At 62.8% G+C, this 13953-nt stretch carries 15 protein-coding genes and 1 tRNA gene; 11 read left to right on the top strand and 5 right to left on the bottom strand.

The window, feature by feature from the left end; all coding sequences use genetic code 11:
• Positions 1-109: 109 nt before the first annotated feature.
• The 11 genes from ASC80_RS24645 to ASC80_RS14090 all read left to right on the top strand — a co-directional run bounded on the left by ASC80_RS24645 (position 110) and on the right by ASC80_RS14090 (position 8034).
• The gene (locus ASC80_RS24645; RefSeq protein ID WP_349509662.1) at positions 110-313 is read left to right on the top strand and encodes a hypothetical protein; all 204 of its coding nucleotides are present in this window, start codon (positions 110-112) and stop codon (positions 311-313) included.
• 141 nt (positions 314-454) lie between these two features.
• A complete protein-coding gene (murA, locus tag ASC80_RS14135) occupies positions 455-1744 on the top strand; it encodes a UDP-N-acetylglucosamine 1-carboxyvinyltransferase (protein WP_056298151.1) in 1290 nt (429 codons plus the stop codon).
• A gap of 65 nt (positions 1745-1809) precedes the next feature.
• Complete coding sequence (locus ASC80_RS14130) at positions 1810-2271, top strand: DUF2948 family protein (protein WP_056298150.1); 462 nt, start codon at positions 1810-1812, stop codon at positions 2269-2271.
• Between the two features lie 121 nt (positions 2272-2392).
• The gene (hisD, locus tag ASC80_RS14125) at positions 2393-3688 is read left to right on the top strand and encodes a histidinol dehydrogenase (protein WP_056298147.1); all 1296 of its coding nucleotides are present in this window, start codon (positions 2393-2395) and stop codon (positions 3686-3688) included.
• A complete protein-coding gene (locus tag ASC80_RS14120; RefSeq protein ID WP_056298144.1) occupies positions 3685-4188 on the top strand; it encodes a UPF0262 family protein in 504 nt (167 codons plus the stop codon). The genes hisD and ASC80_RS14120 overlap by 4 nt, the downstream gene beginning before the upstream one ends.
• A gap of 56 nt (positions 4189-4244) precedes the next feature.
• The gene (locus tag ASC80_RS14115) at positions 4245-4712 is read left to right on the top strand and encodes an arsenate-mycothiol transferase ArsC (protein WP_056298141.1); all 468 of its coding nucleotides are present in this window, start codon (positions 4245-4247) and stop codon (positions 4710-4712) included.
• Positions 4713-4719: 7 nt separating this feature from the next.
• Positions 4720-5877, top strand: coding sequence for an AAA family ATPase (locus ASC80_RS14110; protein WP_056298984.1), 1158 nt, complete (start codon positions 4720-4722; stop codon positions 5875-5877).
• Positions 5878-5967: 90 nt separating this feature from the next.
• Positions 5968-6591 carry a Maf-like protein gene (locus ASC80_RS14105; protein WP_056298138.1) on the top strand — a complete coding sequence of 208 codons (624 nt, stop codon included), beginning with the start codon at positions 5968-5970 and terminating at the stop codon, positions 6589-6591.
• A gap of 78 nt (positions 6592-6669) precedes the next feature.
• Positions 6670-6861: a DNA gyrase inhibitor YacG gene (yacG, locus tag ASC80_RS14100; protein ID WP_056298133.1), complete on the top strand. Its 192-nt coding sequence runs from the start codon at positions 6670-6672 to the stop codon at positions 6859-6861.
• Positions 6862-6984: 123 nt separating this feature from the next.
• Positions 6985-7060: transfer RNA gene (locus ASC80_RS14095), tRNA-Phe, on the top strand.
• Between the two features lie 95 nt (positions 7061-7155).
• Complete coding sequence (locus tag ASC80_RS14090) at positions 7156-8034, top strand: hypothetical protein (protein WP_056298130.1); 879 nt, start codon at positions 7156-7158, stop codon at positions 8032-8034.
• Between the two features lie 3 nt (positions 8035-8037).
• Here ASC80_RS14090 and ASC80_RS14085 read toward each other — a convergent pair whose 3' ends face one another.
• The 5 genes from ASC80_RS14085 to ASC80_RS14065 all read right to left on the bottom strand — a co-directional run bounded on the left by ASC80_RS14085 (position 8038) and on the right by ASC80_RS14065 (position 13788).
• Positions 8038-9702: a flavin-containing monooxygenase gene (locus tag ASC80_RS14085; protein ID WP_056298127.1), complete on the bottom strand. Its 1665-nt coding sequence runs from the start codon at positions 9700-9702 to the stop codon at positions 8038-8040.
• 145 nt (positions 9703-9847) lie between these two features.
• The gene (lipP1, locus tag ASC80_RS14080) at positions 9848-10792 is read right to left on the bottom strand and encodes a LipP1 family hormone-sensitive lipase (RefSeq protein ID WP_056298123.1); all 945 of its coding nucleotides are present in this window, start codon (positions 10790-10792) and stop codon (positions 9848-9850) included.
• Positions 10793-10831: 39 nt separating this feature from the next.
• Entirely contained in the window at positions 10832-11602 is a 771-nt protein-coding gene (locus ASC80_RS14075; RefSeq protein ID WP_056298120.1) for an SDR family NAD(P)-dependent oxidoreductase, read from the bottom strand.
• Positions 11603-11740: 138 nt separating this feature from the next.
• A complete protein-coding gene (locus ASC80_RS14070; protein ID WP_056298118.1) occupies positions 11741-12955 on the bottom strand; it encodes a hypothetical protein in 1215 nt (404 codons plus the stop codon).
• A 44-nt stretch (positions 12956-12999) separates the two neighbouring features.
• Positions 13000-13788, bottom strand: coding sequence for a thioesterase family protein (locus tag ASC80_RS14065; protein WP_056298116.1), 789 nt, complete (start codon positions 13786-13788; stop codon positions 13000-13002).
• Between the last annotated feature and the right edge of the window lie 165 nt (positions 13789-13953).

The following is a 13953-nucleotide window of genomic DNA, read 5'->3' as shown; positions in this document are numbered from 1 at the left end:
TGCTGCTGCCGTCCCATATCGTCGGCATCATCTCGCTCGTGCTGCTCGCGGCGGCGCTGTACGCGCTTTACGGCCGGCATCTCTCCGGTGTGTGGCGCGGGCGTATGTGGTGACGGCGCTGTTGTCGCTTTATCTGAACGTTTTCGTCCTGATCGTGCAGGCGTTCCAGAAGGTCGCGCCGTTGAAGGCACTGGCGCCGACGCAAACAGAGCAGCCGTTCCTGATCGCGCAAGGCGTGACGCTGGCGGCTTTCGGCATGGCGATCGTGTTCGCCGCGCTCAGGTTTCGTCCTGCGCCGTCCGGCGTCGCATAGCTATATGACGAGCGGCGGGCTGTTTAAGTTATGCCTTTGATATTGCTTGGATAAAATCCTTGCTCGAGCCGGGCAGCCGCCGTTTCCTCTTCGGCGAAAAACACGCTAATACGTTGTGCGCAGCAACAAAGCAGGTTTGGCATGGATCGTATTCGTATCGTCGGCGGCAACAAGCTCAACGGCACGATTCCCATTTCCGGCGCGAAGAATGCGGCTCTGCCGCTGATGATCGCGGCGTTGCTGACCGATGAAACGCTGATTCTCGACAATGTGCCCCGGCTTGCGGACGTCGCGCAGCTGCAGCGCATTCTCGGCAATCACGGCGTGGACATCATGGCGGCGGGCAAGCGTCCCGGCGATCACGAGTATCAGGGCCAGACCCTGCATATTTCCGCTGCCAACATCATCGACACCACCGCGCCCTACGACCTTGTCTCCAAGATGCGCGCGAGCTTCTGGGTGATCGCGCCGCTGATCGCGCGGATGAAGGAAGCGCGGGTCTCGCTGCCGGGCGGTTGCGCTATCGGCACGCGTCCGGTCGACCTGCTCATCATGGCGCTGGAAAAGCTTGGCGCCGACATCGTCATCGACGGCGGTTATGTCGTGGCGAAAGCCCCGAAGGGTTTGACTGGCGCCGAGATCGAGTTTCCCAAGGTCACTGTCAGTGGCACACATGTAGCGCTGATGGCGGCGACGCTGGCGGACGGCACCACCGTCATCACCAATGCGGCGTGCGAGCCCGAGATTGTCGATGTTGCCGATTGCCTCAACAAGATGGGTGCGAAAATCTCCGGCGCGGGCACCACGCGTATCGTGATCGAGGGCGTCAAGAAGCTTGGCGCGGCGCGGCACACAGTGTTGCCGGATCGCATCGAGACCGGCACCTATGCGATGGCTGTCGCGATGACCGGCGGCGATGTGCAACTGGCCGGCGCGCGGCCCGAGTTGCTGCAGTCCGCGCTCGACGTGCTGACCGAGGCCGGCACGACGATCACGCCGAACAACGAAGGTATCCGTGTCACGCGCAACGGCGCCGGCATCAATCCGGTGAAGGTTGCGACTGCGCCGTTCCCCGGATTTCCGACCGATCTGCAGGCGCAGTTGATGGCGCTGATGGCCTGCGCCAAGGGCGCCTCGCATATCACCGAGACGATCTTCGAAAACCGCTTCATGCACGTCCAGGAACTGGCACGGTTCGGCGCACGGATTTCGCTGGATGGTGAAACGGCGATCATCGACGGCATTCCCAAATTGAAGGGCGCCCCGGTGATGGCGACCGATCTGCGCGCCTCTGTTTCGCTGGTGATTGCGGCGCTTGCGGCCGAAGGCGAAACCATGGTCAACCGCATCTATCATCTCGATCGCGGGTTCGAGCGACTCGAGGAAAAATTGTCGGCCTGCGGCGCAACCATCGAGCGCATCAGCGGGTAATCCTTTTTCATGTGGAACGCGCTGCAGCCGCTCCGGCGGCCACGCGCCTGACGTGATGGGCTGTTATGGCGAACCAACCCCGGCTGATTGCTCTCGATGAAGACGACCTCGCGGTGATTTCTGCGCACGTGCAGGAGGCCTCGGTGCGGATCGGCGACATCATCTGGCGGCAGAGCGAGAAACGGCTCGTCGCCGGCATGCGGCGTCTGGATTGGGATCATGCGCTGTCCGGTCCGCCGGCAGCCCGCCGGCTGATCACCGCGCTGCGGTTCGACCGGGTGCTGGCCTGCAAGTCGCGCAATCTCGACATGGACAAGCCCGATATGACGCTCGACCTGCTCGGGCTGGAATTCCACCCCGGCAAGAAGCCTGGCGGCAGTGTCCTCCTGATGTTTGCCGGTGGTGGGGCGCTGCGATTGGACGTCGAGTGTATCGAGTGTGAACTGGCCGATCTCGGCGGGGATGACCTCGGCGCGGTGGGCGAGGGTGAGCCGGGCAGCGACATTGCTGACGATACCGATGTTTAACGGTCGATCCAATCAATATGCCGGTGGATGCGAGCCTCATCGGCGACAAAGGGTTGACGCCGATTAGGCCTCGCGCCATTGAGCAGTAACGGGCGTAGCCGACGTCCACCGGGACATGAGAATGCCGATCCGCATCGATAGCCGCAGCGCAGATTTCGCCGAGCGCTTCAACGCCTTTCTCGCCATGAAGCGCGAGGTGTCGGCCGACATCGACGCCGCAGCGCGTGCGATCGTCGACGACGTGGCGCGGCGCGGCGACGCGGCGCTGATCGAGGCGACGCACAAATACGACCGCCTTCAGATCGACGCCAAGGGCTTGCAGGTGACCGCTGCGGAGATCGAGGCGGCTGTGAAGGCTTGCGACGGTGCGACGCTCGATGCACTGAAACTCGCTCGCGACCGCATCGAAACCTTTCATAAGCGTCAGTTGCCGAAAGACGATCGCTTCACCGACGCTCTCGGTGTTGAACTCGGCGCGCGCTGGAGCGCGATCGAGGCTGTCGGGCTTTATGTGCCGGGCGGCTCTGCCGCCTATCCGTCGTCGGTCTTGATGAATGCCGTGCCGGCGAAGGTTGCGGGCGTCGAGCGCGTGGTGATGGTGGTGCCGTCTCCCGATGGCAAGCTAAACCCCCTGGTGCTGGCAGCGGCGCAGCTCGGTGGCGTCAGCGAGATCTATCGCGTCGGCGGCGCGCAGGCGATCGCCGCGCTCGCTTACGGCACCGCGACCATCAAGCCGGTGGCGAAGGTCGTCGGCCCCGGCAACGCCTACGTCGCTGCTGCCAAGCGCATCGTGTTCGGCAAGGTCGGCATCGACATGATCGCGGGTCCGTCGGAAGTTCTGGTGATCGCCGATCGCACCGGCAATGCCGACTGGATCGCGGCCGATCTGCTGGCGCAAGCCGAGCACGACGCCAATGCACAGTCGATTCTCATCACTGACGATGAAACGCTGGCGGCGAACGTCGAACGTTCGGTTGAATCGCAGTTGACGACCTTGCCGCGCGTCGACATCGCGCGGGCATCATGGAACGAGTTCGGGGCGATCGTTCTGGTCCGATCCATCGGCGAAGCAGTCACACTCGCCAACGCCGTCGCCGCCGAACATCTCGAAATCATGACGTCGGACCCCGAGGCCATCGCCGCGCGCATTCGCAATGCCGGCGCGATTTTCCTTGGGCCCCATACGCCCGAAGCCATCGGCGATTATGTCGGCGGTTCGAACCATGTGTTGCCGACAGCGCGCTCGGCGCGATTCTCGTCGGGTCTCGGCGTGCTCGATTTCATGAAGCGGACATCGATCCTGAAGTGCGGTCCCGACCAGTTGCGCGCGCTGGGTCCGGCGGCGATGACGCTCGGCAAGGCGGAAGGCCTTGAGGCCCATGCGCGCTCGGTTGGATTGCGTTTGAACCTGCCATGACCCAAGCCCCGCCAGCGGATGATTCCAATAATCGAGTCGTGGTGGTCACGCTCGACGAGGAATCAATCGGCCGTTCGGGACCGGACATCGAACACGAGCGGGCGATTGCGATCTACGATCTGGTTGAGCAGAATCTGTTCGCACCGGAAGGCGCGGCCACCGGGCCGTTCACGCTGCACATCGCGATCACCGGCAATCGCCTGATGTTCGACATCAAGCGTGAAGATGGTTCACCGGTGGTGGTGCATCTGATGTCGCTGACGCCGTTCCGGCGGATCGTGAAGGACTACTTCATGATCTGCGACAGCTACTATCAGGCGATCCGCACTGCGACGCCGGACAAGATCGAAGCCATCGACATGGGCCGCCGCGGCATTCACGACGAGGGCTCGCGCACTTTGATGGAGCGGCTGCAAGGCAAGGTGCGCGTCGATTTCGAGACCGCGCGGCGGCTGTTCACGCTGATTTCCGTCCTGCACTGGAAAGGGCAGGACGCATGATCCGGACACGCGCGCGCGCCGTTCCGGACCACATCAAACGCGAACGAGTCTAGGCCATGGCCGCGCCTCCCCGCGCTCGCTCGCCTCAGGCTGTGCTGTTCATGTGCGGCCAGAACAGTGTGCGCTCGCCAACGGCGGCGGCGTTGTTGCGGCAGATGGTGCCACGCGGGCTCTACGTGCAATCGGCCGGTGTCACCAAGGGTGAACTCGATCCGTTTGCGGTCGCGGTGATGCACGAAATCGGGCTCGATATTTCGCAGCACAAGCCGTGGACGGTCGCCGACCTTGAGGACTGGGAAGGGTTCAACTTCGATCTCATCATCACGCTCGCGCCGGAGGCTCATCATCGGGCGCTCGAGATGACGGCGACGCTGGCGACCGAGGTGGAATACTGGCCAACGCCCGATCCGGTCGGCGTCGAAGGCCGCCGCGAACTGCAGCTCGACGCCTACCGGGCGATGCGCGACGGGCTGAAGAAGAAAATTCGCGAGCGTTTTGGGCCACGGAGCGTGGCCAATGAGTGAGCCGGATATGATCACACGCCTTGCCGTTTCGGGCTATCGATCGCTGCGCGACGTCCGACTGGAACTCGGTGGGCTGAATGTGGTGACCGGCGCTAACGGCAGCGGAAAATCGAGTCTCTATCGGTCGTTGAAACTGTTGGCGGACATCGCACAGGGCCGGATCATTCATGCGCTGGCCGCCGACGGCGGACTGCAATCGACGTTGTGGGCCGGTCCGGAATCGTTCTCCGGCAAGATGAAAGCGGGCTCGCAGCCAGTGCAGGGCACAGTCCGCTCCAAACCGGTCGCGCTGAAACTTGGCTTTTCGGGTGAAGACTACGGCTACGCGATCGATCTCGGTCTGCCGTTGCCGGATGCGACCTCTCTCTTCACTCGTGATCCCCAAATCAAGACCGAGTCCGTATGGACCGGTGAGCTGCTCGGCCGTTCGAACAGTTTTGCGGAACGGCGCGGGCCGTATGTCCGAATTCGCGGCGACAGTGGCGAATGGCGCGAGATGCTTCAGAATCTTGCGTCGTTCGACAGTATGATGACGCACTGCGCCGATCCGCGCGATGCGGTGGAACTGCTCGTGTTACGTGAGCGGATGCGGGAGTGGCGCTTTTACGATCATCTGCGCACAGATCGCGACGCACCGGCACGTCGGCCGCAGATAGGTACCTATACGCCGGTGCTGGCGAGCGATGGTTCGGATCTTGCCGCAGCAATCCAGACCATCATCGAGATCGGCAGCCCAGATCAGCTCGCCGCCACCATTGATGACGCCTTTCCCGGCGGGCGTCTTGGCGTGGTGCAGATCGACGGCTATTTCGAACTGGAGATGCAGCAGCACGGATTGCTTCGCCCGCTTAAGACTGCCGAATTATCTGATGGCACGCGTCGCTATCTGCTTCTGGTCGCGGCCCTTCTATCGCCACGGCCGCCGGCGTTGATGATTCTGAACGAACCGGAAACCAGTCTCCATCCGGATCTGCTGCCAGCGCTGGCACGTCTGGTTGCAAAGGCGGCGGCAAAGTCACAGATCATTTTGGTCTCGCACGCGCCTGATCTGGTGACGGCGCTTCGGCAGGAGAAGGGCAGCCGGCAGATTGTGCTGGAAAAGCGACTTGGAGAGACTGTGGTGCGGGACGACGACCGTTTGTCATGGAATTGGCCCTCGCGCTGACCTCTTCGCGCTCGTGCCCGGTTGTCGAAAGCGGAGCGTTCCGATAGTTTCCGCGCGCAATATCCTCCCGACCGGAAGCGATCCTCCCGCATGTCAGGCCGCCCCAAATTCGTTCTCGCCTCCGGCTCTCCGCGCCGTCTAAGCCTTCTCAACCAGGCCGGCATCGAGCCCGATGCCTTGCGCCCGGCTGATGTCGACGAGACGCCGAAGCGTGGCGAACTGCCCCGCGCCTGCGCCAATCGGCTGGCTCGCGCCAAGGCCGACGCGGCGCTGAAATCCGTTCATCTCGATGACGACCTGCGTGGTTCCTACATTCTCGCCGCAGACACCGTCGTCGCTGTCGGACGGCGAATTCTGCCCAAAGCCGAACTGGTCGACGAGGCCTCGCAATGCCTGCGGCTGCTATCGGGGCGCAATCACCGGGTTTACACCGCGATCTGCCTGGTGACGCCGAAGGAGAGCTTTCGCCAGCGCCTCGTCGAGACGCGGGTGCGCTTCAAGCGCCTGACCGAAGAGGACATCCGGACCTATATCGATTCCGGCGAATGGCGCGGCAAGGCCGGCGGTTATGCCGTGCAGGGCATTGCCGGATCGTTCGTGGTCAAGATGGTCGGCTCCTACACCAATGTGGTGGGCCTGCCGCTTTATGAATCGACCGCACTGCTCGGCGGCGAAGGCTTCCCGATTCGCGATGGCTGGCTCAATGCGAACTGAGTGTCGCGGGAACACATTGGCCGCGCAGGCCGTTGACCGGTTTCCCCTGCGCGCCCCGCAATTGACGACGTGCCGACGATGAAACCCTGTCCGATCTGCAAAAAACCTGCTGTCGAAGCCTCGAAGCCGTTCTGCTCGGAACGCTGCCGCGATGTCGACCTTAACCGCTGGCTGTCTGGCTCCTACGCCATCCCGGCCCGTGACGGTGAGGAGGAGGACGAAGACGGCGATGGTCTGAACTTGCCGGCGGGCGACCGGCGAGACCGTTGATTCCGATGGATTATCGGCGATTTTCTCCCCGCCCTGCGGCGACGAAATCGCGGCCTGTGGCTGGACATGGCCGCCTGGTCTCACTATAAACCGGCGCTCCCTCGGACTTCGTCCCGGGACGGCGCCCAGGTAGCTCAGTTGGTAGAGCATGCGACTGAAAATCGCAGTGTCGGTGGTTCGATCCCGCCCCTGGGCACCATCATTCTCCGGAAGCCTTTCTCCTCAAGACGTTAAGCCTTATCAATGACGGGCAGCCGCCCTGCGTTGAGAGGCGGTATGGGGTGGTGGCGTTCGATGAGGCGGAATGGCTCTCGCATATCGCTGGTCGTGCGGCGACGCCGGGCGTGGTGGGCGCGCATTGCCGCGTTCGGCCTGGTGATTGCGGCGAGCAACTTCTCTGCGTGGGCCGGGGAGGGCGATGCCAAGAGCGTGTCGTCCCTGCCGGCGACTTATCTCGATCTCAACACGCAATTCACGGCTGTTCCGGCGGGGACGCTGTCGTTCGGTCTTGGACCGGTCGGGCTTTTGTCGACGTCGTCGAGCCGGAGTCTGACGGTCAATGCGCCGCTGACCGTGGACGTGACCGATCGTTTCTCGGTCTATGGCGGCGTCAGCGCGCTGACCTATCAGACCGATGGCACATCGTGGTCGTCATTTGCGGTGACGAACTGGAATGTCGGATTCACCGCCGATGTCCTTCAGCAGGACGGCGCGGTTCCGACCGTCACCCTGCAATCCACGTTTACAAAAACCATCGGAAACAGCGCCACGATCCTGTCGGCGGCCACGTTGTCGACGGTTGTCGAAGCCGGCCACGCTTTCGACGAGGACGAGACGCGCGGCATTCTTGCCGGCGTTCAGTACATCAGCGTGTTCGTCAGTTCATCGCTGGTTCGGGTGGAGCCGGATGTGGTGGTCTATGGCGGCGGTTACTATCAGTGGGACGACAACTGGAAGCTGACCGCGCGCGCTGGCATTCAGCATTTTGGCGGCGCACAGGTCGGGAATTTGCTTCAATTCAAGTCGTTCACCCAGCCCGTCGCGCGCTTCAATCTCGACAAGATGGACGATAACGACAATCGTCTGTTCGGCGTCGCGTTCGAAGTGGCGTGGACGCCGAAGCCGGCGTTTCAGCTCACGCTTCACACGCCGCTGTATGCCGTGCGCAAGTAAAACCTATTCAGCGGCTACCGACGTCGCTTGCCGCGTCGCCGACAGCGCGAAGCCTTCATAGCCCTTGGCCGCAACGTCATCGCAGATCCGGCGATAGACGGCGACGCCGCCGATGTAAGGCATGAAGATCTGCGGTTTGCCGGGAATGTTTGCACCCATGTACCACGAGTTGGCCTGCGGGTAGAGCGTGCCGTGGGCGACCTCGTTGACGTGGATCACCCATTTGTCTTCGGCATCCTTGGTCGCTTCGATGCGATCGGCATCTCGTGCGCGCATATGGGCGAGACAATCGCTGATCCAGTCGACGTGCTGCTCGATCGATACGATCATGTTGCTGAGCACCGAAGGGCTGCCGGGGCCGGTTATAACGAACATGTTCGGAAAGCCCGCGCTCATCAGGCCGAGATAGGTGCGTGGCCCTTCGGCCCACTTTTCATTCAGCGTGATTTCGTTCTGCCCGGTGATGTCGATTTTGGCGACCGAGCCGGTCATGGCATCGAAGCCGGTGCCGAACACGATGGCGTCGAGTTCGTAGTCCTTGCTGCCGGTGCGCAGACCGTTCGGCAGTACCGTATCGATCGGCGCGTTGCGGATATCGACCAGCGTCACATTCGGCCGGTTGAAAGTCTGATAATAGTTTGTGTCGACGCAAATCCGCTTCGAGCCGATCGGATGATTATGCGGTTGAAGCAGCTTCGCGACCTCGGGATCGGTCACGATCTCGGCGATCTTGGTGCGAACGAAATCGGCGGCGGTGTCGTTCGCCGGCTTGTCGACCAGCAGGTTGTTGTACGCGGCCATGAAGCTGATGCCGCCGCGAGTCCAGCCCGCTTCGTATTCCTGCCGCCGCGCGATGTCGTTGTCTTCGAGTGCGCCTTTCTGAGGAATCACGGTGAGGATGCCGTTGCGCGATTCGGCGCGGGCGTACTGCCGCCGCGCGGCGTAGTCGGATTTCCACTCGCGTGTCAGTTCCGGCGTCAGCGGCGCATTACGCGCCGGAATACTGAAATTGGGCGTGCGCTGAAACACGAACAGATGCTTCGCTTGTTCGGCGATCACCGGGATCGACTGGATCGCAGATGAGCCGGTGCCGATGACGCCGACACGAAGCCCGGTGAAATCAACCGGCTTATGCGGCCAATGGCCGGTGTGATAGGTCTTGCCCTTGAAATCCGAAAGCCCGGGTAAATCCGGTATTCGCGCATTGGACAGGCATCCGGTCGCGAGGATGAAATACGTCGCGGAGACCTGCTTTCCGTCCGCCGTCGTCACCGACCAGCGATTTTCCGCATCATCGAAACGGGCCGCAGCGACGCGGGTGTTGAGCTGGATGTCGCGGCGCAGATCAAACCGGTCGGCGACATGGTTGGCATATTTCAGAATCTCGGGCTGCGGCGCGTAGCGCTCGCTCCACTCCCACTCCTGCTGCAACTCCTCGGAGAAGGAGTAGGAATACTGCATGCTCTCGACGTCGCAGCGCGCGCCGGGATAGCGATTCCAGTACCAGGTGCCGCCGACATCGCCGCCTTGCTCATAGACGCGCGCCGACAATCCCAAACCACGCAAGCGATGAAGCATGTAGAGCCCGGCAAAGCCGGCACCGACGATGACGGCATCGCAGGTTTCAATCGTAGTGGTGGTTTTCTCGGAGGGCGGCATTGGCGACATCAGTGCGTGCTCCCGGATTCTTGCGTCTCGCAGACAGGCTGACGGTCAGCATTCACCGCAATGGGCGGGCCCGCAAGCGGCAATCGCGCAACAGAGAGGCGCGCCGGTATCGCGCCGTGCGGCGATTCCGTTTGAAACAGCGCGACTAGTTCAAGCTCTTGAGCCACACGCCGATATCGCGCAACGCGGCTCCCGCTTTCGGCAGCAGTTTGCCCATGGTGATGAAACCATGGAACTGGCCGGGATAGGTCCGGTATTCCACCGGCACGCCGGCTTCACGCAGGCGCCGGGCATATTCGTCGCCTTCATCGCGCAGCGGATCGGCTCCCGCGGTGAGAACGAACGCCGGCGGCAATCCCGACAACGTCGTGACGCGCGCCGGCGAGGCTTTCCAGTTTTCGCCATCGGCCTCACTGGTCAGATAGTGATCGCGGAACCAGCGGATGACACTGTGTGTCAGCAGGCAGTCGGTCTCCGGTTCGCTATGCGAGGGATGAGACATCCGGAAGTCGGTGGCGGGATAGATCAGGACCTGACCGGCGATCTTCGACCCGGTGTCGCGGGTGTGGAGCGATACGATCGCTGCCAGATTGCCGCCGGCACTGTCGCCGGAAACGCTCAGACGGTTTGCGTCGATGCCCAGTTGCCGCGCATTGGCCGAAATCCACGCCGTCGCGGCGATAGCATCGTCGACCGCCGCCGGGAATTTGTGTTCGGGGGCGAGACGATAATCGACCGCGATAACGATCATCTCGCCTTCGTTGGCGAGCGTGCGGCACACCACGTCATGGGTCTCGAGATCGCCGATCACCCATCCGCCGCCGTGAAAGAACACCAGCCCCGGCGCAAGGCTATTCGATTGCCGCAGGACTTTCGGCCGGTAGAGGCGCGCGGAAATGTCGCCGTCCGCTCCGGGGATCGTCAGCGCGTCGACCGCGGCCATTTCGGGTGGCTCGGGATTGGTAACCAGACGGGCGGCCAGATAGTAGTTGCGCGCTTCATCGGGTGTCAGCGTTTCATAGGCCGGGCGTCCGGCGTCGCGAAAGGCCTGGAGAACGGCGGCGGCATCCGGATCGAGAATAACGGGCATGATGGTTTGGCCTGTGAAGTGAGAGTGGATGTTGAAAAATCAGCCGGCGGTACGGCCGCCGTCGACAGGATAGGCCGCGCCGGACACATAACTGGCGTCGTCGGATGCCAGGAATGCGACCACGGCCGCGACTTCGGAAGCACGGCCGAGGCGGCGGGCAGGAATCCGGTCCACCGCTTTCTCTACAGGCACCGGGCTGCCGTCGTTGCGGCCAGTGACGATCGCCGACAACATCCGGCTGTCGATCAGGCCGGGGCAGACGCAGTTAACGCGCACCTTGGTCTGCACGCATTCCAGCGCGGCGCTTTTGGTCAGGCCGATGACGGCATGTTTGCTCGCCGAGTAGGCGGCGATATTGACCGTCCCCATCATGCCCGCAATCGATGCGGTGTTGATGATGCTGCCGGAATTCTGCGCCGTCATCACCGGCAGCACATATTTCATTCCGAGAAAGACGCCGACGACATTGACGTCGAGCACGCGGCGGAACGTGTCCAGCGAATAGTTGGTGATCGGCGCGATATCGCCCTCGATGCCGGCATTGTTGAAGAAGATGTCGATACGTCCCGCGGCGTCGGTCACCTGCTGGACATACGAGGCGACGTCGTCTTCGCGGGTGACATCGGCGACGATAGGAAGAGTCGAGGCAGGGAGCTTTGCAGTGGCTCGCTTAAGGCTGTCGGCGTCGCGGTCGACGGCGACAACACGTGCGCCGCGCTCGGCCAGCAGGCGGATCGTCGCCAACCCGATTTCTCCGGCCGCGCCGGTCACGATAGCGACCTTGCCGCTCAGGGATGTTGGTTCGGCCATTCAGGCAATTCTCCCGCATCGACCGGACATTGAACGGTGCCGGTCTTGCGGCGAGTATTTCACCCGCCGTGCGATGTGGCCAGTGCTCCGTCACGCCGATGCGGCGATGTGCGGCATGCTTGGATGATCGAACCGGCATCAGTTGTGGTTTGAGAACGCCGCCGCCATGTCGCGGGCGCCGGGCATCGTGCTTTCGCGGTCCATCCGTGCGTCGGTGGCCGCGAGCAGTTTGGCGACGGTGTTGTTGAGGATCGCCACCGGGTTACGCTCATAGCCCGTGCGCTGGAAGAAATTGGAGGTCGGCACCACCATGCGAAGCGCCTGCGGCATCGACACCATGTCGAAGCCGGTGCCGTCGCCGGTCAGGTTCATCATTTCCAGTTCGGCTGCGGTGAGCCGCGCCGTGTAGCCTTTGCGCTTTGCGAAATCGACCGATGTCAGCAGCTTGTGGGTCTGCAGCCACGGCCCGACATCGATATCGAGATTGAGGGCATGAACCCCGATGCCTTGCGGTGTCACGCCGAGTTTTTCGTGCGCGCTCCACTGGTCGGGTACGGATTTGCAGAAGGCCACCATCTTACGAACGATGGCGATCTTGTGGTCCATCGCCGTCCGCTGCGATCCCTGCATTCTCGCTGCGGCGGACTCGAGCGCCTTGAGAATGCCGTGGCCCTGTTCGGCCAGCAGTTCGACAGTGTTGGTGGTCAGCAGCTGGTTGTAGCCCAGCGCGGTGGAAATAGCCCGCGCGTTGGGCCGTGCGCTTTCGAGCCCGGCCTGCACGTCGTACTTGCCGTTGCCGCCGGCCTCGAAGCTGTAGACGCGAACCGCCTGATCGCGGGTCAATCCGGCGGTCTGCGCGACCCTAGCGTAGGCCTGCTTGAATTCGATCTCGGTGCGCGGGCGGCGCGGCACGAAATGAAACTGTTCGGCCGCGTGCTTGAGGAAATCTTCGGCCACCGGAATGGCTCGCCGTGGCTTCGGCGGCTTTTCCGGCTCGGAGGGATCGACCGGGCGCGGCGGCCCGGTATAGAGCGGCGGCTGAGTCAACACATAGTCGTGGGCGGCGATCGCGTCGTTGTTGCGCCGCTTGGCGTTGCGGGCGCGGCGCTTGTCGGCGATGGCGGTCCAGTAGGCCTCTGCTTCAGCGTCGAATTTGTCGCGTACGGCTTTGTACGCCGCGAGCTTGCGGTGGTAGTCGGCCATCTGTTGCGCGGTGACGGGTTTCTTCGCCGCTGCAACCTGTTGTGCGACCGGTCCCTGCGCTCGCAGTGTGGAGGAGAGTGCCACCAACGCTGCGGCCGCGATGAGTCCAACCGAACCGGCAATCCTGCGGGGCCAATGCGATCGCTCCATGAAGGGCCTGCTCCTGAACCGGGGCAGGCCGGGCGACCTGCGAATCAGACGAAGATTGCGATGTTCTGCCGGCAGACCATGATCGGTCTTCGCGCCGAATTCCAGACCGTGATGCTCTGGCTCGAATAGCCGTCCCCGGCGTTCTCGGCGGCGGTGCGTACCAGCCACCATCCGTTGTCAGTCTCGATCCTGTCGGTCAGCATGTCGATCGCCCATGTCATGGTGCTGATGCGGCCGAAGGTGTCGAACAGCACCATGGAAGCAGGCGGCGGAGCATCGGCGAGCGCCACCAGCGGCACGATGGAGGGGATAACTTTCTCGTCGCGGTGGCGCAGCCACAAGGTCATTGCCGGTTCCGGTCCCTTGCTGAACGGGAAGGATCCTCCCGCCAGCCGCCCGTCGAAGTTCTTCACGAAATTGAGTCCGGGAATGTCGCGGAAGAACTGCGGGCTGGCATCCGGTTCCGGCACCGCCGGCGCAACGATAGCATCGTGCCGTACGGCGGATGGCCGCGCCGCGCCGAAGCAGAACACCGCACGGGTGGCGAGGCCGTCCTCGCCGTTGAGATCGGCGCCGACGAAGACCGTGGATTTGCCACGCCGCAGGACGGTGGGCTGCATGGTCAGGTGGCCGGTCGCCGGACCGATAAAGGCGAGTTGCGCCGAGCGTAGCGGCGGAAGGTCCGATGCATGACGCGCCACAGCCTCAAGGCACAGCGCGGCCGACAAGCCACCATAGATCGTCCGGCCCTGCAGCCAATCCTCGGTCACGGTGACTGAGCATCCCGAACCACTCGTTGTGATGCTCGCCATCAACGCGGTGAAATCGGCCATGAGGGTCGGTTCTCCCTTGAAAATAATATGATATAAATCATACCATCGAGCTGCCGCAGTGCAAACGAAAAGCTGGGCGCCGAGTGGCGGGCAAGAGCGCCGCGCACTTGCATCGTTCTGTCGATGTCAGGGTGCGTGAGTGTTATCCACAGGCTGTGAAAAATC

It is taken from the genome of Afipia sp. Root123D2 (assembly GCF_001425835.1).
Lineage (GTDB): Bacteria > Pseudomonadota > Alphaproteobacteria > Rhizobiales > Xanthobacteraceae > Afipia.
This window is presented reverse-complemented; position numbering and strand designations above follow the sequence as displayed.